12 protein-coding genes are annotated in these 25,118 nt (G+C 61.0%); 8 read left to right on the top strand and 4 right to left on the bottom strand.

Features of this window, described 5'->3' with window-relative positions; all coding sequences use genetic code 11:
- Nucleotides 1-4: 4 nt before the first annotated feature.
- The 3 genes from AAIH70_RS20500 to AAIH70_RS20490 form a co-directional block, all read right to left on the bottom strand.
- On the bottom strand, nucleotides 5-1,030 hold the full coding sequence (locus tag AAIH70_RS20500; RefSeq protein ID WP_207908281.1) for an ABC transporter substrate-binding protein: 1,026 nt from the start codon (nucleotides 1,028-1,030) through the stop codon (nucleotides 5-7).
- A gap of 143 nt (nucleotides 1,031-1,173) precedes the next feature.
- Nucleotides 1,174-3,204, bottom strand: coding sequence for a glycosyl transferase (locus tag AAIH70_RS20495; protein WP_132277556.1), 2,031 nt, complete (start codon nucleotides 3,202-3,204; stop codon nucleotides 1,174-1,176).
- Between the two features lie 157 nt (nucleotides 3,205-3,361).
- The gene (locus AAIH70_RS20490) at nucleotides 3,362-10,033 is read right to left on the bottom strand and encodes a beta strand repeat-containing protein (protein ID WP_132277554.1); all 6,672 of its coding nucleotides are present in this window, start codon (nucleotides 10,031-10,033) and stop codon (nucleotides 3,362-3,364) included.
- Between the two features lie 326 nt (nucleotides 10,034-10,359).
- Here AAIH70_RS20490 and AAIH70_RS20485 point away from each other — a divergent pair, with 326 nt between their 5' ends.
- The 6 genes from AAIH70_RS20485 to AAIH70_RS20460 all read left to right on the top strand — a co-directional run bounded on the left by AAIH70_RS20485 (nucleotide 10,360) and on the right by AAIH70_RS20460 (nucleotide 16,579).
- Nucleotides 10,360-11,709: a substrate-binding protein gene (locus AAIH70_RS20485; protein ID WP_132277552.1), complete on the top strand. Its 1,350-nt coding sequence runs from the start codon at nucleotides 10,360-10,362 to the stop codon at nucleotides 11,707-11,709.
- Between the two features lie 94 nt (nucleotides 11,710-11,803).
- Nucleotides 11,804-12,829: a branched-chain amino acid ABC transporter permease gene (locus tag AAIH70_RS20480; RefSeq protein ID WP_132277550.1), complete on the top strand. Its 1,026-nt coding sequence runs from the start codon at nucleotides 11,804-11,806 to the stop codon at nucleotides 12,827-12,829.
- Nucleotides 12,830-12,833: 4 nt separating this feature from the next.
- Nucleotides 12,834-13,985 (top strand): branched-chain amino acid ABC transporter permease, encoded by a 1,152-nt coding sequence (locus AAIH70_RS20475; protein ID WP_132277548.1) that lies wholly within the window; start codon nucleotides 12,834-12,836, stop codon nucleotides 13,983-13,985.
- Between the two features lie 5 nt (nucleotides 13,986-13,990).
- Complete coding sequence (locus tag AAIH70_RS20470; RefSeq protein WP_132277546.1) at nucleotides 13,991-14,758, top strand: ABC transporter ATP-binding protein; 768 nt, start codon at nucleotides 13,991-13,993, stop codon at nucleotides 14,756-14,758.
- 5 nt (nucleotides 14,759-14,763) lie between these two features.
- The gene (locus AAIH70_RS20465) at nucleotides 14,764-15,525 is read left to right on the top strand and encodes an ABC transporter ATP-binding protein (protein WP_132277623.1); all 762 of its coding nucleotides are present in this window, start codon (nucleotides 14,764-14,766) and stop codon (nucleotides 15,523-15,525) included.
- Between the two features lie 139 nt (nucleotides 15,526-15,664).
- Nucleotides 15,665-16,579 (top strand): methylenetetrahydrofolate reductase, encoded by a 915-nt coding sequence (locus AAIH70_RS20460; RefSeq protein ID WP_132277544.1) that lies wholly within the window; start codon nucleotides 15,665-15,667, stop codon nucleotides 16,577-16,579.
- A gap of 9 nt (nucleotides 16,580-16,588) precedes the next feature.
- Here the strand turns inward: AAIH70_RS20460 and AAIH70_RS20455 are convergent, their stop codons facing one another.
- Complete coding sequence (locus AAIH70_RS20455) at nucleotides 16,589-17,254, bottom strand: sulfite oxidase-like oxidoreductase (RefSeq protein ID WP_132277542.1); 666 nt, start codon at nucleotides 17,252-17,254, stop codon at nucleotides 16,589-16,591.
- Nucleotides 17,255-17,454: 200 nt separating this feature from the next.
- On the opposite strand from AAIH70_RS20455, the gene AAIH70_RS20450 reads away from it, so the two are divergent.
- Together AAIH70_RS20450 and pbpC are read left to right on the top strand one after the other, a co-directional pair.
- On the top strand, nucleotides 17,455-22,905 hold the full coding sequence (locus AAIH70_RS20450; protein WP_430035254.1) for an alpha-2-macroglobulin family protein: 5,451 nt from the start codon (nucleotides 17,455-17,457) through the stop codon (nucleotides 22,903-22,905).
- Nucleotides 22,905-24,989, top strand: coding sequence for a penicillin-binding protein 1C (gene pbpC / locus AAIH70_RS20445; protein ID WP_132277538.1), 2,085 nt, complete (start codon nucleotides 22,905-22,907; stop codon nucleotides 24,987-24,989). Before AAIH70_RS20450 ends, pbpC begins: the two co-directional genes overlap by 1 nt.
- Nucleotides 24,990-25,118 lie beyond the last annotated feature (129 nt).

Genomic DNA, 25,118 nt, shown 5'->3' with positions numbered 1-25,118 from the left:
GCGATCACTTCGGCGGCATGCGTTCCGATGCGGGCGGCAGGAACTCGGTCGTGTAGACCTTGGCTGCGGCCGGAGCCGGAACCTTGTAGACATCGCTATTGGTCTTGATGGTCAGGTCCATGCGGGCCGGATCGACATAACCGAGGCCGTTCTTGTCGAAGGCCGGCGATTTCAGAACGCCCTTGTCCATCAGGAAGGCCAGACGTGCAGTTTCGAGCTTGGTGTCGAACATCGGCTCGATTTCCTGCATGGCGGTCATGCCGGCGGCCGGATCCTTCAAAAGGTCGATCGTGCCGGAAATCGTCGCCTTGACGAAACCCTTGATGATGTCGGGGTTCTTGGCAATGTAGTCGGGCATTGCCACCAAGACGCTGCCGTAGAGGTCGAGACCGTTGTCGGCATAGGAGAGCACAACGATATCGTCCTGCGGCACGCCTGCGGAAATCAGGTTGAAGACCGAGGTGGAGGAGAAGCCGGAAATAGCCTCGACCTGACCCTGAACCAGCATGGTTTCGCGCAGGTTTGGCGCCATCGACACCCAGTTGATCGAGGCCGGATCGATCTTGTTGGCCTTGGCAAACGCACCGAACATCATGCGGCTGGAATCGCTTTCGGGTGCACCGATCTTCTTGCCGGCGAGATCGGCAGGCTTGGTGATGCCGGACTTTTTCAGCGTGATGATCGAGTTCGGTGTCTTGTCGAAGACCTGGTAGAAGGCGACGACGTTGCGATCCGGGTTTTCGGCATTGAACTTGATCACCGAATTGACGTCGGTAAAGCCGATGTCATAGGCGCCGGCAGCGATCTTGACGACGGTATCGCCCGAACCATAACCGCGGTCCATCGAGACCTTCAGGCCGTTCTGCTCAAAATATTTATTCTTGAGAGCCAGGCCCCAGATGGCGTGGTTACCCTGCAGCGTCCAGTCGAGCGAAAACTTGACGGGCTTGAGGTCCTGCGCGGTGGCAGCGGTCAGCGAAGCGGCAAGCGCCATCGCCCCGAAGGCGATCTTCAGGATGGTCGATTTCATCATGTTCCCCTGGTTCGGTAGGTCTTGTTATGCCTACTTTTTGCGGCGCACTCCGCCGCTTGTCAACCGGTTGAATGACGTAGAAACAGGCAGAATTTGATTCTGCCTGTCAAAAAGGCGTTTTAGCAATTTCAGCGATAGGATCAGGCGTCTATCGCTGGCCAGAAACGCTTGTCGTTTGGCACATGCGAAAATGCATCCCAGTTCGTCAGCGCCTGTCGGTAACGCTCTCGATAGGCGTCATCGCTTTCATACTCGCCCATCTGTTCGGCAATCTCCGCGCCGATTTCGTAATAGGTATCGAGATTGCCAAGGTCCGGCACTGGTGTTTCTCCCCGCTCGGCCTCACCCTGCATCTGCCAGAACAGTTCTTCCAGCCGAAGGGCAAGGGCTGGAATATCGCGCAACACGCTGGTCTCCCGCTGTTTCTGCAGCGAGGTTCTGACCTTGGCGAGCGACTTGCGATCAGTGAAATAGCCGATTGCGCGTTCCACATACTCGTCCGGGGTGGCACAAGTCATTTCGGGAATGCCGGCAGCGGTGATGATGCTGCCGCAGAAGCGGGCGGCAAAACTCTTGCCCGGCATGGTCAGGATCGGCAGGCCGGAGGTGATGGCGTCGGCAGCCGTCGAATGGGCGCCATAGGGAAAAGTGTCGAGGAAGAGGTCGGCCAGACCGATACGTGCCAGATGTTTCGGGTTCGGTGCCTTGGGCGCGAAGATGATGCGGGTGGGATCGATGCCGGATTTTTCCGCTTCGCCAATGAGACGCTTGTTGACCTCGTCCTCGCCGGCCAGCAGCCACAAAAGGCTGCCGGGCGTCGCCTCGAGAATTTTCATCCAGCGGGCAAAACAATCGGCGGTAATCTTCTGCATGCCGTTGAAGCAGGCATATACAAAAGCGTCTTCCGGCAGGCCGGCATCCGCGCGGGTGATGCCTGACGCGATCTCGCGCTTACGGTCGAGCGGCTGGTTGCAGGCGATGCGCAGCACCTTTTCCGAATAGAAAATTTCGTCCTCAGGCCGCAGGATGAACGGGTCGGCGATGATGTATTGATGGAACGGGCTGCCCATCGAGCCGGGATAACCGCAGAAATTGACGATGACCGGCGCCGGGCGATAGGCGAAAATTTTTGTGCGGGCGTGCTTGGTATAGCCGTTGACGTCGATGAGAATGTCGACGTCGTCGGCGGCGATCTGGCGGGCCGCGTCCTCATCGGAGAGCGTGGCGATGTCGCGCCAGCAGTCGACGGCGCTTTTCATCCGCGTCTGTGTTGCATCGCCACGAACCGGATCACCGCAATAATAGGCGTATATCTCGACACTCGCCTTGTCGTGCAGTTCCAGAACTTCGCGCAGTGCGAAACCGACGGCATGGTCGCGCAGGTCGGAGGAAACGTAACCGATGCGTAGGCGCTCGCCGGTGCCGGTCTTCTGTTTTACCGTCTTGCGGGCAAAGGCACTGATATCGGGTCGGCCAACCAGCGATTTGTTGTAGCGATAGGCCTTGGCCAGCTGGAACATCGGGTCGTCGGAATAACATCCCAAGGCCAGCGGCGACATCGAATCGAGCAGCTGCCGCTTGCTCACATGGTCGGAGGAGATGATGATCGGCCACTTGCACTGGCGCTGCCGGATCGCCGTCCAGTGCTGTCCCGCTTCCGTCTTGTCGGGCCGAAGCTCGATGGCCTGCCAGAGCGTCTGCTCCGCATCCTCCAGCAGGTTGGCATTTTCCATGACACGGCCGACATGCTGCAGGGCCATCAGGCGGTAGGAAACACGTTCCGCCGTGCTGTCAGAAGTCTGCTCGATGAATTTGCGCCATTGCTGGATCGCCTGCACGGCAAGCCCGGCATCCTCATAGGCGCGGCCGAGATTGATGTGTCCGGGGCCAAAACGTCCGTCCAGCGTCACGCAATTGCGCAGCGCGTTGATGGCGCCGGTGACGTCGCCAAGCTGACGCAGGATGACGGAATAGTTGAAGCTGGCGAGATGCACGAACGGATTGCCGTCGTTGAAGGCGATCCAGGCCTTGTAGATTTCCGCCGCTTCCGCCTTGTGCCCGGCAGCACTTCGCCCTTCAGCAACCCGAAAGAGATCGGCCAGCGTCATTTTCTGCGTTCGCGCGAGTTCGATAATGTCGGCGAGCGTCGGAGGAGTGGAATTGGCGGCCATGATGTCAGGTCCCGCGTTGTGCGACCTGACGGCCGGCGTTGCAACCACATGCGATAGGTTGAAACGCTGTAACCGGGCAGGCTTGCCCGAAGCAAGCCTGCAGTGGCCTGATCGGAAATCTGGCCACTGCTTATGTTATTACATCCTCTCGAGCGTATCAGACCGCGAGGTAGGAGGAGATGATCGAAGCCACATCGTCGGACTGGGTATCGGCCGATTGCTGTGTGCTGGTGTCGGACGTTTCCGCTTCCGATGCGGCGTTGCTGTTGTCTGCCGAATAGGAGGAAAAACTCGTTGTCGAGTAGGATGACGAGGTGCTGGAGCTGGAAACGCTGCCGGCATCGCTTCTCTGGAGTGCTGCAACCTGCGCCGAGGTCATCGCGCCGATCTGGCCAGCGGTAAAGGCCTGCGCCTGCGTGGTCGGCAGGGCTGCCAGCACCGCGGTGCTGAGGCCGGTGACCGCCGTCGAGCTGAGCGACATGATGTTTTCCGGTGAAAATGCCGCAAGATCATCAGCACCGAGTGCTGCCGCCTGGATGGCCGTCAGCGCGCCGACTTGGCTCATCGTCAGCGAACCGAGCTGGGTCGTCGTCATCGCGGCAACCTGATTGTAGCCGAGTGCTGCCATCTGGCCGGTCGTCAGCGCTGCGATATCGTCCGTTGTCAGGGCTGCGACCACGGCCGTCGGCAGGCCGCGGACTGCCGCGGTGTTGATCGCTGCCAGTTCTTCGGTCGAAAATGTCGTCAGCTGCGATGTCGTCAGGCCCGAAAGGCCGGACGAGCCGAGTGCGGCGATCTGGGTAAGCGACAAGGCATCCAGCTGGTCATTGCTGAGCGCGTGGATCTGGTCGCTGCTGAGACCGGAAATGCCCGATGTACCGAGGGCGGCGATCTCGCCGGCCGACAGGGTCGCGATGAAGGCGGTCGACAGGCCCTTCATGCCGGTGGAGCTGATGGCCGCCAGTTTTTCCGGAGACAGCACATCCAGTGCCGCGACGCTGAAACCACTCAATGCATCCGATGTCAGTGCCGCGATCTGGCTGGTCGACAGGCTGTTGACCTGTTCAAGAGTAAGCCCGCCTGTCTGCGTACTGCCAAGGCCGGCAATGCCGCCTGTGCTCATCGCCGCAATCTGGGCGGTCGTCAGCGCGGCGATATCATCGGCACCCAGTGCCGCCACCTGTTTCGAGCCAAGGGCGCCAATCTGGGCGGTGGTCAGCGATTCCACCTGATCGACGCTCAATGCGGCGACCTGGGCTGTGGTCAGGCCGGCAATGCCGCCCGTGCTCAAGGCGGCGACCTGGCTGTTCGTCAGACCGGCAATCGCGGCCGTCGAAAGTCCGGGGATGGCATTCGAGCTGATGGCGCCAAGTTCGGCCGTGGTGAAGGTCGCGAGATCGTCAGCGCCAAGGGCGGCGATCTGGCGCGAGTTCAGCGCGCCGATCTGCGTGCTCGTCAGCGCCTCCACCTGATGGCTGCTGAGCGCCACGATCTGGTCGGTGGTCAGTGCCGAAGCCCCAGCCGAACTGAGCGATGCGACCTGCTCCGTAGAGAGGCCGGCGATCACGCTGGTTGCCAGACCCGGAATGGCCATCGAACTGATCGCCGCGATCTCGGCGGTCGTGAAGGTCTCGATGGCATCGGCGCTGAGTGCCGCAATCTGACGCGATGTCAGGGCGCCGATCTGGGTGGCGTTGAGCGCCTCGACCTGTTCAGTGTTAAGTGCCGCGATCTGCGTGCTGGACAGGCCGCCGATACCGGCAGTGCTGAGAGAAGCCACCTGGGCTGTCGAAAGTGCGCCAAGATCATCCGTGCCAAGGGCTGCCACCTGACGCGATGTCAGGGCCGCCACCTGCGCCGTGGTCAGCGCTTCGATCTGATGGCTGCTGAGAGCGGCAATTTGCGCTGTCGTCAGGCCTGCTATGGCCGCTGCGCTGAGAGCGGCAATCTGGGACGTCGACAACGAGGCGATCGCGGAGGTTGGAAGACCTGCGATGGCGCCGGGTGTAATCGCGCCCATTTCTCCGGGTGTGAACGTGTCGATGGCGCCGGGTGTCAGGCCTCCCATCTGCGAAGACTGCAGGGCCGCAATCTGCGCACTGACCAGTGCCTCGGCCTGTGTGGTGCTCAAGGCGGCGATCTGTGTGCTCGACAGGCCGGCGATACCATCGGAACCGAGAGCTGCGATCTGGGCCGTCGAGAGGGCGGCGATATCGTCGGTACCGAATGCCGCGACCTGCCGCGAGCCGAGTGCGTGGACCTGTGCCGTCGTCAGGGCTTCGATCTGGGCACTGCTGAGTGCGGAAATCAGATCCGTGGTCAGTCCGGTGATGCCGGATGCGCTCAGCGCCGCGATCTGGTCTGTCGAAAGCGATGCCAATACGTCCGTCGAGAGCCCGGCGAGCGCGCCAGAGGTAATTGCCGCCATGTCTTCGTCGGAGAATTTGGCGAGATCATCGGCTCCCAGTGCGGCAACCTGCTTGGAACTGAGTGCCGCGACCTGCGTGCTGGTCAGCGCCTCAGCCTGATCGGTGCTGAGGGCGGCCATCTGATCCGTGGTCATGCCGGCAATGCCACCGGCACTGAGTGCAGCGATCTGGCCGGTGGAAAGCGTGGCGATGTCATCCGTGCCGAGTGCTGCGACCTGTCTGGAGGTCAGTGCTCCGAGCTGCGAACTGGTGAGCGCTTTCAGCTGATCGCTGGTCAGTGCGGCAATCCGGTCGGTGCCGAGCGCCGCCGTGCTTGCGGTGCTGAGCGCTGCGATCTGTGCCGTCGACAGCGATGCCACCGTCTCCGCCGTCAGTCCGCCGATGGCACTGGAGCTGATTACGGAGATTTCACGGGTCGAGAAGGTGGCAAGATCGTCGGCGCCGAAGGCAGCTATCTGAGAGGCGCTGAATGCGGCAATCTGTGCGCTGGTGAGCGCTTCTGCCTGATCGGTGCCGAGTGCTGCGATCTGCCGTGTCGTCAACCCGCTGATGCCGGCAGTGCTGAGCGCGGCGATCTGGCCGGTGGTCAGCATGGCCAGCGTATCGGTGGAAAGGCCCGAAATGGCGGTGGCACTGATGGCGGCAATTTCCCGCGTCGTGAATGTCGCAAGATCGTCGGTGCCGAGCGCTGCAAGCTGGGCGGAGTTGAGCGCGCCGATCTGCGCGCTTGTGAGCGCTTCCACCTGCGCGGTGCTGAGTGCTGCAATCTGGCGTGTCGTCAGGCCGCCAATGCCAGCGGTGCTGAGCGCCGCGATCTGTCCTGTCGACAGTGATGCGATGGTTTCGGTCGGCAGACCGGCAATGACGCCGGGCGTGATGGCGGCAATGTCCTTGCTGGAGAACTGGGCGATTTCGTCCGGCCCCAGCACGGCGAGCTGCTTGGACGTCAGGGCTGCCACCTGCGCACTGGTCAATGCTTCGGCCTGGGCCGTCGTCAGGCTTGCAATCTGCTGGGAGTTCAGACCGTTGATGCCGGAAGAGCTCAATGCGGCGATCTGCGCGGTCGAAAGCGCGGCAATATCGTCGGTTCCCAGCGCGCCGATCTGTGCCGATTTCAGCGCATTCATCTGCCGTGTCGTCAATGCTGCGATCTGGCCGGTGCCGAGTGCATCGATCTGGTCAGAGGTCAGGCCCTGAATGCCGCTCGTGTTGATGGATGCAATCTGGGCGGTCGTGAGAGCGGCAAGATCGATGGTCTCGAAGGCAGCGATCTGCTTGGAACTCAGCGCTGCGATCTGCGCCGTGGTCAATGCGGCAACCTGCGCGGTGCTCAAGGCTTCAATCTGCTGGCTGCTCAAGCCCACCAGTCCGGTGGCGCTGAGCGCTGCGATCTGCGCGGCGGAGAGAAGTTCGATGTCGTCGCCGAGGGCGCCGACCTGCGATGCGTTGAGGGCCTTGATCTGTGCGGTCGACAGCGCAGAAATCTGCTCGCTGCCGAGCGCTTCAACCTGGGTGGTGCTCAGTCCTGTGATGGCGAGCGTGCTCAGCGCTGCGACCTGTGCAGTCGAGAGTGCCGCCATCGCAGCCGCACTGAGGCCACCAATGGCTCTGTTGCTGATTGCTGCAATACCGGTTGTCGAAAATGCCGCGATATCTTCCGGTTCAAGAGCCGCCAGCTGTGTGGAACTCAGGGACCTGATCTGAGCTGGAGAAAGAGCTGCCAGCTGTGCGCTGGAAAGCCTATCGATCTGATCGACAGTCAGTCCGGCTATCGCAGTCGTGCTCAGCGCTCCGATCTGCGCCGAAGACAGTGCGGCGAAAGCATCGGTGCCGAGGCTTGCGGCGGCCTTGTTGCTAAGCGCTGCAATTTCTGCCGTCGAGAAAGTAGCGATATCGTCGGCGCCAAGTCCCATCGCCTGGTTCGCCGTCATCGCCTTGATCTGGGTGATCGTGAAGGCATCAACCTGTGCCGTACTGAGCGCTGCGACCTGATCGGATGTCAGGCCGGTTACTGCGCCGGCACTCAGGGCTGCGATCTGTGCCGTGGAAAGGCTGCCAAAAACCTCCGGGCCAAGACCGGAGATGGCGCTGGAGGAGAGTGCCGCGATCTCGGCTGTCGAGAATGTCGCGATATCGTTCCTGTCGAGCACGGACAGCTGGTCAGAGGTCATCACCCTGATCTGGTTCACTGACAGCGCTTCGAGCTGGGCGTTGCTCATGATATCGATCTGCCCGGTACTCAGGCGTGCGACGGCTGTCGTGCTGAGTGCCGCAATCTGCTTCGTTGATAGTGCGGCAATGAAGTCCGTATCGATCACCGCGATCTGGTTCGCCTTCAGGGCCGCGATGGCGCTCGTATCGAGAGCGGCCACCTGTGCGGACGAAAGTGCTACCAAGGCATCTGTGCTGAGGCCTGGCATGGCACGGGCGGTGATGGAGGCGATATCGTCGGTCGAGAATGTCGCGATATCGTCATTTCCCAGCGCAGCGATCTGCTTGGACGTCAGCGCTTTCACCTGGGCAGGCGTCAGTGCCTCGGCCTGATCAACCGTCAACGCCGTCATGTGAGCGGGCGTCAGCGCCGAAATTTGGGCTGTGGTCAGGGCTGCGATCTGCGCCGTCGTCAGCGCAGCGACGGCAGCCGTTGTAAGGCCTACCACCGCACTGCTGGCAATCGATGCAATCTCCGCTTCGGAAAGCGTTGCCATGTTGTCGGCGCCAAGTGCCGCGATCTGTGTGCTTTTCATGGCGCGGAAATGGGTGGTACTCAGCGCGTCAACCTGCGCGGTGGAGAGCGCCGCAATCTGGATGGTGCTGAGTGCGCTTGCCTGTGCTGACGTCAGCGCGGCAATCTGTGCGGTCGAGAAAGCGCTAACTCCGGCACTGCCGAGGCCTGCCAACGCCTTGATGTTGATTGCTGCGATTTCGTCGGGAGAAAAGGTCTCGATCTGTTCGCTGGTCAGATAGGCCACTTGCCCCGAGGTCAGAACTCTTATCTGGCTTGCCGAGAGTGCATCGACCTGGGCGGTGGTAAGAGCCTTGATTTGCAACGTGCTCAGGCCGGTGATGCCGATGGTGCTGATCGAAGCGATCTGCGTGGGTGACAGCTCAGCAAGAGCCTCTGTCGTCAGACCGGAAATCGCCTTGTTGCTGATGGCGGCAATTTCCGCGTTGGTGAATCTCGCAATATCGTCACCGTCTAGCGCCGAAAGCTGCGCGGATGTCAGGACCTTGACCTGCACAATCGTCAGCGCTTCGATCTGGGTCGGAGACATGGCCTTGATCTGGGCCGTGGTCAGCGCGGCAACCGCGCTGGTGCTAAACGCCGCGATCTGCTGCGGTGTCAGATTTTCGATGGCCTCGTCCGTCAGGCCCTGTATCGCCTTGTTGGACAGGGCGGCAATTTCAGCCGTTGTAAACGTGGCAATGCCGTCCGCACCGAGGGCCGTAACCTGCGCCGAGCTCAGCGCCTTGACCTGCGGCACAGAAAGAGCCTCGACCTGAGCGCTGCTCATGGCTGCAATCTGTGTCGTCGTCAGCGTCGCGACAGCACCGGTATTCAATGCGCCGATCTGGCTGGTGGACAGCGTGGCAATGAAGTCGGTGCCGAGCGGTGATACCTGCGACGCCTTGATCGCATTGATCTGAACAGTTGTCAGTGCGGCAATCTGGTCGGAACCAAGGCCGGCAAGCACTGCAGGATTCATGCCGGCGATCGCGTTACCGCTGAGAACGGCGATTTCGTCTGCAGAGAATGTGGCGAGACCTGCGGCCCCCAGCACTCCGAGCTGGGTTGCCGTCAGTTCCTTGGCCTGTGCTGCGGTCAAGGCCTCCACCTGCGTGGATGCCAGAGCTGAAACCTGACCGGTGGTCAGAGCGCCGACCGATTTGGGATTGAGGGCTGCAATCTGTGCCGTCGTCAACGAAGCCATGGTTTCAGTCGTCAGGCCAACGATTGCCTTGCTGCCGATCGACGCCATGTCCAAAGTCGAGAATGTGGCGAGTTCTTCTGGACCGAGCGCTGCGAGCTGTGCGGAGGTGAGCGCGCTGACCTGCGATTCCGTCAGTGCTTCCGCCTGAAGTGTCGAGAAGCCACCGATCTGCGAGGCCGTCATCGCGGCGACCTGGGCGGATGTCAGGCTTTCGATCGCATGCGTATCGAGCACGGCCAATTGATCCAGCGACAGGCCGACGATTGCCGATTGCGAGATCGCGCGCAGCTGTTGGGAGCCGAGGACTTCGACATCCTCCTTGTCCAGTGCGGCGATCTGGGCCGAGGATAATGCATTGATCTGGCTGGTCGAAAGCGATGCCACGTCTTCGGTCGACCAGGCGGCGACGGATGCCGTCGACAGGGATCTGATCTGGCTCGTGCTCAGATTTGAAACGATCGAAGTCATGTGAACAGGTCCCGGGCTAAATCGAACGAAATATGAATTTTCGAAGCGTAATCAGGTTTCTGCCTTGGCCTTGCACAGCCTCTAGATGTGCAGCTGCAGCCTTGTCCTCACCCGATTGTGCCGGAACCTATGCACCGAGGCTTGCCTGAGCCTGAATTTGATAATGTGTCGCAAATCCGGTTTGCCCGGATTCTTCAGAGGCGGGTTTTTCTAGACGATAGTCGTAAGACCAATGTTGGATTGGCTAAATCCGGGTTGAGGGTAGCCTTTGGTCCTGCGCTCTTGAGGAGGGGTGCAACGTTTTCACCGACTTTGGGAGGAGTCACATGTCCAACATTATCGTTACCCGTCGTGGTCTGTTGCGTACCGGCGCTTTGTCCGGTCTTGCACTGGCAGCTCCGATGCATTTCGTTCGTGGTGCCTATGCGCAGGACAAGATGTCCTGCAACGTGCCGACCGGCGACACCGTCACTTTCGGCTTCAACGTGCCTCTGTCCGGGCCTTACGCCGACGAGGGACAGGACGAGCTCAAGGCCTACAAGCTGGCCGTGAAACATCTCAATGGCGAGGGCGATGGCGGCATGTTGCCGACCTTCTCGTCCAAGGCGCTGAAGGGCAGCGGCATTCTCGGCAAGAAGGTCGCCTTCGTCTCCGGTGATACCCAGACCAAGGCCGATGCGGCGCGCGACAGCGCCAAGCGCATGGTGGAAAAGGACGGCGCTGTCGTTATCACTGGCGGTTCGTCATCGGCTGAAGCCGTTGCCGTGCAGAGCCTTTGCCAAGATCTCGGCGTGATCTTCATGACAGGCCTCACCCATTCCAACGACACGACCGGCAAGGACAAGAAACGTTACGGTTTCCGCCATTTCTTCAACGCCTACATGTCCGGCATCGGTCTCGGCCCCGTCATCGGCGAAGCCTATGGCACTGACCGCAAGGCCTATCACCTGACGGCCGATTACACCTGGGGCTGGACGCAGGAAGAATCGATGAAGGCCGCCACCGAAAAGCTCGGCTGGCAGACCGTCAAGGCGGTGCGGACGCCGCTCGGCATCGGCGATTATTCGCAATACATCACCCCGGTTCTCAATTCCGGCGCCGATGTGCTGATCCTCAACCACTACGGCAAGGACATGATCAACTCGCTGACCCAGGCGGTGCAGTTCGGTTTGCGCGACAAGCAGGTCAACGGAAAATCCTTCGAGATCGTCGTGCCGCTGTTCTCCGAACTGATGGCACAGGGCGCTGGCGAGGCGATCAAGGGCATTTACGGCACTGCCAACTGGGACTGGAAACTCACCGACCCGGGCACCAAGGCCTTCACCCAGTCGTTCGGCAAGGAATACGGTACCCCGCCGTCGCAGGCCGCGCATACCTGCTATGTGCAGGCACTGCTTTATGCCGATGCCTGCGAACGTGCCGGCACCTTCTATGCTCCGGAAGTCATCAAGGCGCTGGAAGGGTTCGATTTCGACGGCCTCGGCAACGGCCCGACCCTTTATCGCGCAGACGACCACCAGTGCTTCAAGGACATCCTCGTCGTGCAGGGCAAGGCCGCGCCAAAAGACAAGTTCGATCTTCTCGAGGTCAAGAAAGTCATCCCCGCCAAGGATGTCACTTACGACGCCAAGATCTTTGGCGGTGATCTCGGCCCGGCCGACGCCAAGAAGTGCTGATCATCGTCTGATCCGGGCCTGATGGCCGGATATCGACCGTCGGGCGCGAAAGCGTCCGGCGGGCCTGTCGCAATCCTCATTTTATGGCGGTCTCATGGACGCGATACTGCTGCAAATCCTCAACGGGCTCGACAAGGGCGGCGCCTACGCCCTGATCGCGCTTGGTCTAACCCTTGTTTTCGGAACGCTCGGCGTCGTCAATTTCGCCCATGGCGCGCTGTTCATGATGGGCGCCTTCTGTGCTGTCGGCTTCAACAAGCTTCTGACGTTGCAGTCGGTGACGATCGATCCGAGCCAGACCACCCCTTGGGGTTCGCCCATGGAAGTGCGTCAGCCCTATGTGGAAGCGTGGCTCGGCGAGAGTGGAAAATTTCTGGTCGATTATTCCGTGCCGGCCGCCATCCTGCTTGCCATACCGGTCATGCTTCTGTTCGGCATCGCCATGGAGCGCGGCATCATCCGCCATTTCTACAAGCGCCCGCATTCCGAACAGATCCTTGTCACTTTCGGTCTGGCAATCGTCATTCAGGAAATCATCAAGCACTATTTTGGCGCCAACCCGATCCCGCAACCGGCGCCGGCGGCATTTCGCGGCACCGCCGCCGTGGGCGAGTTGATCGGCCTTGGCAATGGTCTGCCCTATCCCTGGTGGCGGCTGATCTATCTGTTCTTCTCGCTGTCCATCATCGGCGCCGTCTTCGCTTTCCTGCGCTTCACCACCTACGGCATGGTGGTGCGTGCCGGCATGCGTGATCGCGAAACGGTCGGCCTGCTCGGCATCAATATCGAGCGACGCTTTACCGTCGTTTTCGGCCTCGCCTCGGTGGTCGCCGGTGTGGCCGGCGTCATGTACACGCCGATCCTGCCGCCGGATTATCATATCGGCATGGAATTCCTGGTCCTCTCCTTCGTGGTGGTCGTGGTCGGCGGGATGGGGTCGCTCGGTGGCGCGGTGCTGGCCGGCTTTCTGCTCGGCATCCTGCAATCCTTTGCCTCGATGAACGAGGTGAAGGCGATCATTCCCGGCATCGACCAGATCATCATATATCTTGTGGCAGTCGTCGTGCTGCTCACCCTGCCGCGTGGTCTGATGGGTCGTGCCGGCGTTATGGAGGAGTGAACCGATGGCTTTCAATCTCTCGAAACAGGACTGGCTGCTGTTCCTCGGTTTTGCTCTTGTCGTCCTGACCCTGCCGATTTCGTTGCAACCGCTCGGTGCCGCCTATCCGGCGCTGATGCAGAAATTCTGCATCTTTGGCATTTTTGCGCTTGGCTTCAACATCCTGTTCGGCCTGACCGGTTATCTGTCCTTCGGCCACGCCGCCTTTATCGGCATCGGCTCCTATGCGGCGGTGTGGATGTTCAAGCTCCTCACCATGAATGCTTTGCCGGCTATCCTGTTTTCGATGGTCGTTGCCGGTCTGGTGGCCATGGTCATCGGTTATGTGGCGCTGCGCCGTTCCGGCATCTATTTCTCCATCCTCACGCTCGCCTTCGCGCAGATGTTTTATAACCTTGCCTATTCGGTGCTGACGCCGCTGACCAATGGTGAGACCGGCCTGCAGCTGACACTGGGCGATCCCCGCGTGCTCGATCGTATGGCCGGTGCGGCCACCGGCGGTCTGCCGCGTGTCGAACTGTTCGGTATCGGCCTCAGCGGCGGCGGTTACGCGGGCTTCTATTTCTGCGCCATCGTGCTGATCCTCTGTTTCTTCTTCGCGATAAAAATCTTTCGCTCGCCCTTCGGCCTGATGCTGCGGGCACTGAAATCCAACCAGAACCGCATGCGTTACACCGGATTCAACAACCGGCCGTATCTGCTCGCCGCCTTCGTCATCTCGGGCGTTTATGCCGGGCTTGCCGGTTCTCTGATGGCGGTCACCGACCCCTTGGCCGGCGCCGAGCGGATGCAATGGACAGCCTCGGGGGAAGTGGTGCTGATGACCATTCTGGGTGGTGCCGGAACGCTGGTCGGGCCGATCCTCGGTGCGGCCGTCATCAAATATTTCGAGAACATTTTTTCCGCCTTCAACGAGCAGACCTTGCATCGCATCTTCGATTTTCTGCCTGACAGTATCGAGAACCCGCTGGTCAGCGGACTGTCGCTGTTCGTCGGCGAGGGCTGGCACCTGACGCTTGGCGTCATCTTCGTGCTGATCGTGATCTTTCTGCCCGGCGGCATCATGGAAGGTTTCCGACGGATCTCAGGCCTCTTCAAGCGTGGCGGCGGTGGTGGAAAACCGGCCGTTGCCGCTCATGCGCAACCAGCGGAGTAACGACCATGTCAGACAGGAATATCGTTCTCCACGTCGCCGATGTCAGCAAGCGTTTCGGCGGGTTGAAGGCGCTAACGGATGTGGATCTCAGCGTTGCCGAAGGCACCGTCCACGCCATTATTGGCCCCAACGGTGCAGGAAAATCGACGCTGCTCAATGTCTGTATCGGCCGCATCCGGCCGGATCAGGGCCATGTCGTGTTTGCCGGAACCACGCTCGACCAGCAAAAACCGCATGAAATCAACCAGCTCGGCGTCAGCCGGGTGTTCCAGACACCGGAAATCTTTCCGGATCTGACCTTGCTCGACAACGTCATGATCCCGGCCTTTGCCAAGCGGGACGGCGCCTATCGTTTTCACGCGCTGCAATCGGTGGAGAGCGAAAGCGAAATCCGCGATTCTGCCGAGTTTCATCTGGGCGATGTCGGCCTGCTGGAGCGACGCCATCAGCTGGCCGGTTCGCTGTCGCGCGGCGACAAGCGCCGTCTGGAGCTTGCCATGTGCCTGATCCAGAAACCAAAGCTGCTGCTGCTGGATGAACCGACCGCCGGCATGTCGCGCCACGATACCAACATGACGATCGAGCTTCTCAAACGCATCAAGGCGCGCGGCATGACCAAGGTGATCATCGAGCACGACATGCATGTGGTGTTCTCGCTTGCTGACCGCGTCAGCGTGCTGGCGCAGGGGCGCATCATCGCCGATGGACTGCCGGACGAGGTGCGGGGCAACCCCAAGGTCAAGGAAGCCTATCTCGGAGAAGCACACGCATGAACGCCATGACCCGCCAAACAGACCTGACGAAAGGAGCCCAGAGCATGGAGCCTGTTGAGGAGAGACCCTTCTTCAGCGTCGAGGATATCCACGCCTGGTATGGCGAATCCTACATTGTCCAGGGCGTCTCCTTTTCCATCGCCAAGGGCGAGGTCCTGTCGCTGCTCGGCCGCAACGGTGCCGGCAAGACATCGACGCTGCGCACTCTGGCGCGCGCCGACAGTCCGGTTTTGAAAAGTGGTGAGATCTGGCTGGATGGCCAGCCGCTGCACAGGATGAAATCCTATCAGGCAGCGCAGGCCGGTGTACAGCTGGTGCCGGAGGATCGCCGTATCATCGGCGGGCTGACGGTGGAAGAGAACCTGCTTCTGGCGCAGGTGTCCGGGCAAAAGGGCTGGTCGGTCGAAAAGATTTATGATCATTTTCCCCGCCTTGCCGAACGCCGTACGCAGGAAGCCACCACCATGTCGGGTGGCGAACAGCAGATGCTGGCCGTTGCCCGAGCCTTGGCGCGAGATCTGAAAATCCTGTTCCTCGACGAGCCTTATGAAGGATTGGCGCCGGTCATCGTGCAGGAGATCGAAAAGATCGTCCGGCAGATCCGCGATCTCGGCATCACCACCATCATCGTCGAACAGAATGCGGTGGCGGCTCTGCGTTTCTCCGATCGGGCCGTGATCATGGACACGGGCACGGTGGTTTATAGTGGTGCCGCTGCCGATGTTCTCGACAATGCCGAGTTGCGGCACAATTATCTCGCCGTCTGATTTCCGGCCTTTGACCTGCAAAGGTTCCGGCATGGGCGCAAATGCGTCCGTGCATGTCGGCCGTGCGGCATGTGCAAACGACATTGCCGTCTTATCCTGATATTCACGCGGTACACGAATATCGGATACGGAAAACTTCATGGCCTTTGCAGTGACGGAACAGGAAACGGCAATCGGGATGCCGGCTGGCGCGATCAACCTGCTTTCGCATTTCTCCATCGAGGTCACGCCGCGCACTGCCGCCAAGATCGAGGATTTTCGAAAAATTCTGCCGGCAGGCACGCGTGTTTACATCGCCCATATCGAAGGCACGCCGATCGATGACATGGTGGCAACCGCGCGCCGGCTGACCGTAGAAGGTTTGGCCCCGATGCCGCATATCCCGGCCCGCGGCATCCCGGATATTTCGACGCTCGATACGTGGATCAAACGTTACCGCGAGGAAGCCGGTGTCGAACAGGCGCTGTTGCTGGGTGGCGGGCATGTCCGCCCCGTTGGTGAAATCGACAGCGTCATGGCGATGCTCGAAACCGGCTTGTTCGACCGGTATGGTTTCAAACGCCTTCACGTTGCCGGTCATCCGGAAGGCAATCGCGATATCGATCGCGCCGGTGGCACGATCATTGTCGATGCCGCCCTTCGTTCGAAGAATGATTATGCCCAGCGCACCGATGCAAAGATGGCAATCGTCACGCAGTTCGCCTTCGATGCCAAACCGGTCATCACCTGGGCGGAACGCATCTTTTCCGATGGCATCGACCTGCCGATCCATCTCGGCATTGCCGGGCCGACCAAGCTGCAGACGCTGATCAAGTTCGCGATCTCCTGTGGCGTCGGTCCGTCGCTTGCCATTCTGCAGAAGCGTGCTCTGGATTTCCGCAAGCTGCTGGTGCCTTTCGAACCGACCGATCTGGTTAATGAGATCGAGGCCTACTGCGCAACGAACCCGCGAAGCTTGATCGAGCAGTGTCACGTTTTTCCGCTCGGCGGGATTAAGGCCAGTGCCGATTGGGCCAATGCGCGGGCGAAAAACGGTTTGGCGGCAGCGATCTGATCGAAGCGATCAATCGTCCGAATACCGTTCCTCGGCCCATGGATCGCCGCGCATGTGATAACCGTTCTTCTCCCAGAAGCCAGGCCTGTCCTCGCGTATGAATTCGATGCGGTTCAGCCATTTGGCGCTTTTCCAGAAGTAGAGATGCGGCACGACGAGCCGCACCGGTCCGCCGTGTTCTTCCGAGAGAGGTTGGCCTTCCCAGTCGGTCACCAGCATGGCGTCTTCTGAGGCAAAATCGGCCAGCGGCAGGTTGGTCGTATAGCCATCGTAACTGGTCAGGATCACAGCGCTTGCTTCGTCCTTGGGATGAACGAGATCCATCAGGTCGCGGATTTCCACGCCCTTCCAGTTGTTGTCGTAACGCGACCATGTGGTGACGCAGTGAATATCGGAAACGCTGTCGCTTTGCGGTAAATCCTGCAGTGCCGTCCAGTCCAGGGTCATCGGATGGATCACCAGACCGCGTATATCCAGCCGCCAGCGCTCGCGTGAAATCTCCGGCTGCTGGCCGAGATCCAGAACCGGCCAGTTCTTGACGAGATGTTGTCCGGGCGGCAGGCGTTCCGTGTCGGGGCGGGTTGGACGGCCGGTGAGAAACTTTCCTTCCACCGCCCATTTGCGCTTGGTGATCGTCAGCTTGCTTGCCGCAGGCTCGGGCATATCATCTGCCATCCGCACATACCCCCGTCTGGTTTGATGGATCGCAATTCTGCGCCTCAGCCGGATCGATGTCCACCGCCAGCCATCGCCGGTAAATTTCCCATCTTGAGCTTGCAACATAGCTGGCGCATACCTGCGCTGAAGATTGACAAGCACTCGTCAAATTAGAAGATAACACACCGGCTCACGGCACCGCGTTGGGGAGGACTTTCATGTCTAAGCGCGCCTTTTTCCGCATCTCGGCTTTTGTCCTCGGCGCGCTGGCTTTGGCCGCGCCACTGTCGGCGCAGGAAACGCGACGACAGGTCATCACCAGCGAAAACAGCGACTACACCGGGTTCGACCTTCGCACCGTGAAGAACATCGACGTCAACCAGTGCCAGACGGCCTGCGTCGACGATCGCTCCTGCCGTGCCTTCACCTATAATACCAAGGCAAAGTGGTGCTTTCTGAAATCGGACTTCAACCAGCTGAACGCTGCCCCCGGCGCGATCGCCGGCAAGGTGGTAGATGTGGCATCGGAACCGGACATCGGTGCCGCTCCGCGTCTCGGTTTTCTCTCCGAAGAACTGATTCAGCAGGCGCGCGAATTCAAGGATGGCCTCGCACCCACGCCGACCTTGCAGGGACAGGGGCTGGAAAGCCTGAAGGCTCTGGCGCAGCTGGAAGTCGTCGGCAATGATATAGGCGCGGCGCTTCCCGCCTATCAGGCCGCACTCGCCATCAACCCGGAAGATGGCGCGCTGTGGATCGAAATGGCGCGTGCTGCCGGCAGCGTCGAAAACAACGGCGAATTTGCCCGCCAGGCTGTCATGGCCGGCATCAACGGTTATCAGTTGAGCCGCTCGACCCAGAGTCGTGCCGAAGCGCTTGCCCTTCTCGGCGGTGGGCTGGCGCGGCAGTCCAACAATCGTGCGGCCATCAATGCGCTCAAGGAAAGCCTTGCGTTGGTGAATGCCAAGACGGTGCAGGCCGTTTATCAGGATCTCGTGCAGCGCTTTGGTTTCCGCGTCGTCGGCAACACCGTCGATGCCGATGGTGCCGAAGCGCGTGCCTGCATTCAATTCTCCGAACCTCTGGTCAAGGCCGGCGTCGATTACGCGCCTTTCGTCACTTTGGATGGTGCCGCGCCAAAAGCGCTGGAAGCCAAGGACAACCAGATCTGCGTCGAAGGCCTGACCCATGGCCAGCGGTACAAGCTGACGCTCCGCCGTGGCCTGCCGTCCTCCGTCGATGAAAACCTCGCTGCCGCCGTCGATATCGACATCTACGTCAAGGATCGCTCGCCGTCGCTGCGGTTCACCGGCGACAGTTTTGTGCTGCCATCCACAGCCCGTCGCGGCATTCCGCTCGTCTCCGTCAACACACCGAGCGCCGCGCTGAAACTCTACCGGATCGGCGAGCGCGGTATCGCGCCGCTTCTGACCTCGTCGCAATTCCTCACCCAGATGGATGGCTACAGCGCCAACCGCATTCAGGAAGAGAGCGGCGAACTGGTCTGGCAGGGCTCGCTCGAGATCGGTCAGGAGATGAACAAGGACGTCGTCACCAGTTTCCCGGTCGATGAAGCGCTTCCGCAGCGCAAGCCCGGCGTCTACGTGATGACCGCCAGCCTGCCGACTGCCGATGAGGACAGCTGGGAAAACAAGGCGACGCAATGGTTCGTCGTCTCCGATCTCGGCATCTCCACCTATGCCGGCACCGATGGCCTCAACGTTTTCATCCGCTCGCTTTCCACGGCCAAGCCGGTCGCCGATGTCGAGTTGCAGCTGCTGGCCAAGAACAACGAAATTCTCGGCACGTTAAAGACCGATGCCGATGGTCGCGCCAATTTCACCGCCGGCCTGATGCGCGGCACCGCCGCCATGGTGCCGGCCGTTCTGACGGCCAAGAACGGCGACACGGATTACGTTTTCCTCGATATGACGCGCGCCGGTTTCGATCTCTCCGATCGCGGTGTTACCGGCCGTGCCGCACCGGGCGCGATAGACATCTTTGCATTCACCGAACGCGGCATTTATCGCGTCGGCGAAACCGTGCATGCCTCGGCGCTGGCGCGTGATGTCGATTCCAACGCCATCGAAAACCTGCCGCTCACGTTTGTCTTCCTGCGCCCGGATGGCGTCGAAGATCGTCGGCAGGTCGAAAACGGTCAACTTGGCGGTTACACGCTTGACCTAGCCTTGCAGGAAACCGCGATGCGCGGCACCTGGACCATGCAGGTGTTTACCGACCCCAAGGGCAGTGCGATTGCCTCCAAGGAATTCCTGGTCGATGATTTTGTGCCGGATCGCATCGAGTTTGATCTGACCAGCGACGTCGATACCATCACCGTTGGCCAGCCGCTGCCGGTCAATGTCGATGGCCGTTATCTCTATGGTGCGCCGGCCGCCGGGCTTAATCTCGAAGGCGAAGTGGTGCTGAAACCGTCGCGCGAGACGGAGGCCTTCAAGGGTTATGTCTTCGGCCTCGCCGATGAAGAAGCCGCGGAAGCCACCCGCCTGCCACTCGAAGGGCTCGACCCGCTCGATGAAGACGGCAAGGCCAGTTTCGATGCCGCTATCGCCGAAATTCCGTCCACCACGCAGCTGGTGTCTGCCGATATCGTCTTGCGAATGCAGGAAGGCGGCGGCCGCGCCATCGAGCGCAAGCTGACGCTGCCGGTTCGCGCCGATGGCCCGCGCATTGGTATCAAGCCGGAATTTTCGGGTGATCTGCCCGAAAACGCGCAGGGAAAATTCCATATCTTGATGATCGATGAGACCGGCAAAAAGGTGGCCTCGAAGGGTGCGCTGTGGAAGCTGGTCAAGCTGGAGCGCAATTACCAATGGTATCGCGAGGGTGGTTCCTGGCGGTATGAGCCGATCACCCGTACCGAACAGGTGGCGACCGGCAAGGTCGATCTCTCAGCCGATGGCGGCGAGATTGCCGTGCAGGCAAGCTGGGGCCGTTACCGCCTTGAGGTGGAAACGCCCGAAGCCGGGGGGCCGCAGTCGAGCGTCGAGTTCGATGCCGGCTGGTTCGTCACCGCCAGTTCCACCGAAACTCCGGATGCGCTGGAAATCGCCCTCGACAAGCCGAGCTACAAGGTCGGCGAAACCGCCAAGCTGAAAATCGCGTCGCGTTATGCCGGTTCGCTGATGGTCATGGGCGGCGCCGAACAGCTGATCTCGGTCGACAATGTCGATATCGGCGAAAACGGCGGCGAGGTCGAAATCCCGGTCACGGAAAACTGGGGTGCCGGTTCCTATGTCACCGCTACGCTTTATCGCCCCGGCGAAGCGCGTGACAATCGCATGCCGATGCGTGCCATCGGCATCACCTGGCTGAAGGTCGATCCGGAACTGCGCGATCTTGCGATCAAGCTGACCGCGCCGGAAAAGACCCTTCCGCGCCAGCCGCTTGAGGTCGCCGTCAATGTTGCCGGTGCCGGTGTGGGTGAAGAGGCATATGTCACGGTTGCCGCCGTCGATGTCGGCATTCTCAACCTGACGCGTTACGAACCGCCGGCCCCGGACGATTTCTATTTTGGCCAGCGTCGCCTTGGTCTGGAAATCCGCGACCTTTACGGACGCCTGATCGATGGCTCGCTCGGCGCAATGGGCCGTATCCGCACCGGTGGCGATGGCGGCAGCATGGCACTGCAGGCCAGCCCGCCGAAGGAAAAGCTCGTCGCCTTCTTCTCCGGTCCCGTAAAGCTGGATGCCGATGGCAATGCAAAAGTCAGTTTCGATATCCCGCAGTTCAACGGCACGGCCCGTGTCATGGCGGTTGCCTGGTCGAAGACCGGTGTCGGCCATGGCGTGACGGATGTCATCATCCGCGATCCGGTTGTCGTCACCGCCAGCCTGCCGCGTTTCCTCGCCCCCCGCGATGAAGCCAACCTGCGTCTCGATATCGCCAATACCGATGCGCCCGCCGGCAATTATCGCCTGTCGGTCAACGGCAATGATGCAATTTCGGTCGCAGCGCCGGAACAAACCCTGCAATTGCAGCCAGGTGCGAAGAAGGATGTGGCCCTAAGAATCTCCGGGGTTGAGCCCGGTGATGGCCAGATCAACATCCGTCTGACAAACGATTCCGGCATGGCCTTGGAACAGGCGCTTTACCTGCCGGTGCGCCCTGCTACGCTGCCGATTACAAGCCGCCGCGTCATCTCGCTTGCTCCCGGCAGCAGCCTTACGGTGAATGGCGATCTGTTTGCGGACAGCATTCTGCCGGGTGCCTCGATCGCGCTCAATGTCAGCCGTTCGGCCGAGTTCGATATCCCGTCGCTGCTGACCAGCCTCGACCGTTACCCGTATGGCTGCGCCGAGCAGACCACCAGCCGGGCGCTGCCGCTTCTTTATCTGAGCGAACTCGCCCAGAAGAACGGGCTGGCCGACGATGCAGAGATCAAGAAGCGCGTGCAGGATGCCATCTACCGCGTCCTCTCCTACCAGTCGTCGTCGGGCAGTTTTGGTCTCTGGGCACCGGGTTCGGGTGATCTCTGGCTGGATTCCTATGTCACCGACTTCCTGAGCCGCGCTCGCGAACAGGGCTATACGGTGCCGGATCAGGCGCTGGTGCAGGCGCTGGAAAATCTCCAGAACGGCCTCGGTTATGACAACAGCGTTCGCGACAAGGGCAATGAGATCGCCTATGCGCTTTATGTCCTGTCGCGCAACCGCAAGGCCGCGATCAGCGATCTGCGTTATTACGCCGATACGATGCTTTCGGAATTCCCGACGCCGCTCGCCAAGGCGCATCTTGCTGCATCGCTGGCGCTTTATGGCGATGCCCAGCGTTCGAAGAACATCTTTGCGCAGTCGTTGCAGATGTCTCAGGACGCACAGGTCCGCAAGGTGAGCCTCGCGCGTTCGGATTACGGTTCGTCGCTGCGTGATGGCGCGGCGGTTTTGGCGCTTGCTGCCGAAAGCCGCCCGGTGCCGGCCATCGTGCCGGACCTTGCAAAGGTCGTTGCCAGCGAATGGCGCAACAAAAAATACACCAGCACCCAGGAACAGGCCTGGATGCTGCTCGCCGCCCGCGCGTTGCAGCAGGGTGATGAGGGGATATCGCTGCAGGTCAATGGTGCCGCCCACAAGGGCGCATACATGTCCCGCATCGAAGGTGCAGCATTGGCCGATCATCCGGTCACGCTCGCCAATCGCAGCCCCGATCCGCTCTCGGCGGTGCTGACCACGGTTGCAGCACCGGTCGTGCCGCTGCCGGCCGGCGGCGATGGTTTTCAGATTTCCCGCGCCTATTACACGCTGGAAGGCGAGGAAATCAGCGTCACCGAAGCCGAGCAGAACCAGCGTTACGTGGTGGTGCTGACGGTGACGGAAAGCAATGACTGGGCTTCGCGTATCGTCATCACCGATCTGCTGCCCGCCGGTTTCGAGATCGACAATCCGAGCCTCGTCGATAGCGCCCAGCTCACCAATTTCGAATGGATCGGCGATACGCAGGCCGCCCATACGGAATTCCGCAACGACCGTTTTGTCGCAGCCTTCGATCGCAGCGGCGGCGATAACCGCGAAATCTCGTTGGCCTATGTGGTCCGCGCGGTGACGCCGGGCGTTTACGATCATCCGGCAGCCTATGTCGAGGACATGTACCGCCCGCAGTTTTCGGCGCGCACCGCGACAGGCCGCATGGAGGTGAAGGCGGCGCAATAATGCGGCTCTGGCGTAAACTCGTTGTCGGTACCGTTGCTATCGCCCTTCTTGGCGTAGCGGCGGTCTATGGTTTGGAAGCCGCCGACCGTGCTTATCCACCGCCTTTGGAAAAGGCCGGTGTGATCTCGCGCGAGGTCGTGGATGCCGATGGCCAGCTTTTGCGCGCCTTCGCCACGCCGGATGGCCGCTGGCGGCTGGGCACAAAGGCAGCCGACGTCGATCCGCAATTCCTGCGCATGCTGGTGGCCTATGAGGATCAGCGCTTTTATGAACATACCGGTGTCGATCTCTGGGCGCTAGCGCGTGCCGCCACACAATTCGTCACCAATGGCCGTATCGTTTCGGGCGCCTCGACGCTCTCCATGCAGGTGGCACGGCTGATCGAGCCGCGCGAAAACCGCTCCTTCACCGCCAAATTCGTGCAGCTTGCCCGCGCCATCCAGATCGAACGGAGGCTGTCGAAGCCTGAGATCCTCGATCTCTATCTGACGCTTGCGCCTTACGGCGGTAATCTCGAAGGCGTGCGCTCTGCAAGCCTTGCCTATTTCGGCAAGGAGCCGCGCCGGCTTTCTGTATCGGAAGCAGCTCTTTTGGTCGCCTTGCCGCAATCGCCGGAGGCGCGCCGGCCCGATCGGCGCTCGCAGGTTGCCACCGCCGCGCGTCAACGTGTGCTCGATCGTGAGCCGGTGAGGGAAACAGTCGGCAAGGCGGCCGCAGAGCAGGCGGCTTTACATCCAGTGCCGTCGCGTCGTCTGCAATTGCCTGCCTATGCCGCGCATCTGGCCGAAGCCGCCATTCGCAAGCAGCCGACGCAGAACCGCCACGTCACGACGCTCAGGCGGGATGTGCAGCGAGGGCTGGAAGATGCGGCCCGCGCCGCCGTGCAGAAACTCGGCCCCAAGATATCGCTTGCCATGGTCATGGCCGATGCCCGCACCGGCGAGATTGTCGGCGAGGTCGGATCAGCGGATTATTTCGATGCCAGCCGTTCCGGCTGGGTGGACATGACGCGCGTCAATCGTTCGCCGGGTTCGACCCTAAAACCCTTCATTTATGGGTTGGCCTTTGAACAGGGGCTGGTGTCGCAGGAAACGGTGATCGAGGACCGCCCCTCCGATTTCCACGGTTATCGGCCGCGCAATTTCGACATGAGCTATCAGGGCGACGTGTCCATCCGCCAGGCGCTGCAACTGTCGCTCAACGTGCCGGCGGTGCGTCTTCTCGATGCCGTCGGCCCCAGCCGGTTGATGATGCGGTTTCGCCGTTCGGATGTAAAACCGGCGCTACCGATCGGCGAGGCGCCGGGGCTTGCCATCGGGCTTGGCGGTGTCGGTGTGTCGCTGAAAGATCTGGTGCAGCTTTATGCCGGGCTTGCCAATCGCGGCCAGCCGGTGCGGCTGGGCGATGGCGTGCGCGAAAAACCGGGTATCGATCCCGCCGATCCGCTGCTCGAACCGGTCGCCACATGGAATGTCACCGACATCCTCTCCGACGTTTTGCCGCCGCAGGGCAGCCGGCGGCTGGGCATCGCCTACAAGACCGGCACCAGCTACGGTTATCGTGATGCGTGGTCGATTGGCTATGATGGCCGCCATGTGCTCGGCGTCTGGGTCGGCCGGCCGGATAATGGCGCGGTGCCCGGCATTGCCGGTTATGCGACGGCGGCCCCGATCCTGTTCGACGCCTTTTCTCGCTCCGGCGTCGCCATCACGCCGATGCCGCCGGCACCCTCTGGCGCAGTGCGCGTGGCGCAGGCCGATCTGCCAATCAGCCAGCGGCGTTTTTCGATGACCGCATCCGGGCTGATCTCGGCCTCGGCACGCGAACCGGCGCCACAGATCGTTTATCCGCCGGAAGGTGCGCGGGTCGATCTTGGTGCTGCTTCGGGTAACACGCTGGAACCGCTGACGTTGAAATTGCAGGGTGGCCGCGCGCCGTTCCGTTGGCTCGCCAATGGTCAGCCTCTGTCTGACCTCTCGCGCCGCCGCACCAGTGAATGGCAGCCGGATGGTGGTGGTTATTCGACGCTGACGGTCATCGATGCGGTGGGGCGGGCGGCCACGGTCAGGGTATTTGTGGAATAGGGGCGACCAATTTTCTCCGTCATTCCGGCCTCGTGCCGGAAACCAGCCAGCCCAAGTCCTTGGGCTGAAAAGACTTTTCCGCCACGCAGCCGCGTTTCTGCTGGATCCCGGCTCAAGGCCGGGATGACG

Source organism: Neorhizobium sp. BT27B, from assembly GCF_050455485.1.
GTDB lineage: Bacteria > Pseudomonadota > Alphaproteobacteria > Rhizobiales > Rhizobiaceae > Neorhizobium.
Note: the sequence above shows the minus strand (reverse complement) of the source record. Positions and strands in the feature narration are given on the sequence as shown.

Excerpts from the sequence above, each read along its gene's own strand:
- AAIH70_RS20500 (WP_207908281.1), bottom strand. The coding sequence starts at position 1,030 with ATGAAATCGACCATCCTGAAGATCGCCTTCGGGGCGATGGCGCTTGCC.
- AAIH70_RS20495 (WP_132277556.1), bottom strand. The coding sequence starts at position 3,204 with ATGGCCGCCAATTCCACTCCTCCGACGCTCGCCGACATTATCGAACTC.
- AAIH70_RS20490 (WP_132277554.1), bottom strand. The coding sequence starts at position 10,033 with ATGACTTCGATCGTTTCAAATCTGAGCACGAGCCAGATCAGATCCCTG.
- AAIH70_RS20485 (WP_132277552.1), top strand. The coding sequence starts at position 10,360 with ATGTCCAACATTATCGTTACCCGTCGTGGTCTGTTGCGTACCGGCGCT.
- AAIH70_RS20480 (WP_132277550.1), top strand. The coding sequence starts at position 11,804 with ATGGACGCGATACTGCTGCAAATCCTCAACGGGCTCGACAAGGGCGGC.
- AAIH70_RS20475 (WP_132277548.1), top strand. The coding sequence starts at position 12,834 with ATGGCTTTCAATCTCTCGAAACAGGACTGGCTGCTGTTCCTCGGTTTT.
- AAIH70_RS20470 (WP_132277546.1), top strand. The coding sequence starts at position 13,991 with ATGTCAGACAGGAATATCGTTCTCCACGTCGCCGATGTCAGCAAGCGT.
- AAIH70_RS20465 (WP_132277623.1), top strand. The coding sequence starts at position 14,764 with ATGACCCGCCAAACAGACCTGACGAAAGGAGCCCAGAGCATGGAGCCT.
- AAIH70_RS20460 (WP_132277544.1), top strand. The coding sequence starts at position 15,665 with ATGGCCTTTGCAGTGACGGAACAGGAAACGGCAATCGGGATGCCGGCT.
- AAIH70_RS20455 (WP_132277542.1), bottom strand. The coding sequence starts at position 17,254 with ATGGCAGATGATATGCCCGAGCCTGCGGCAAGCAAGCTGACGATCACC.
- AAIH70_RS20450 (WP_430035254.1), top strand. The coding sequence starts at position 17,455 with ATGTCTAAGCGCGCCTTTTTCCGCATCTCGGCTTTTGTCCTCGGCGCG.
- pbpC (WP_132277538.1), top strand. The coding sequence starts at position 22,905 with ATGCGGCTCTGGCGTAAACTCGTTGTCGGTACCGTTGCTATCGCCCTT.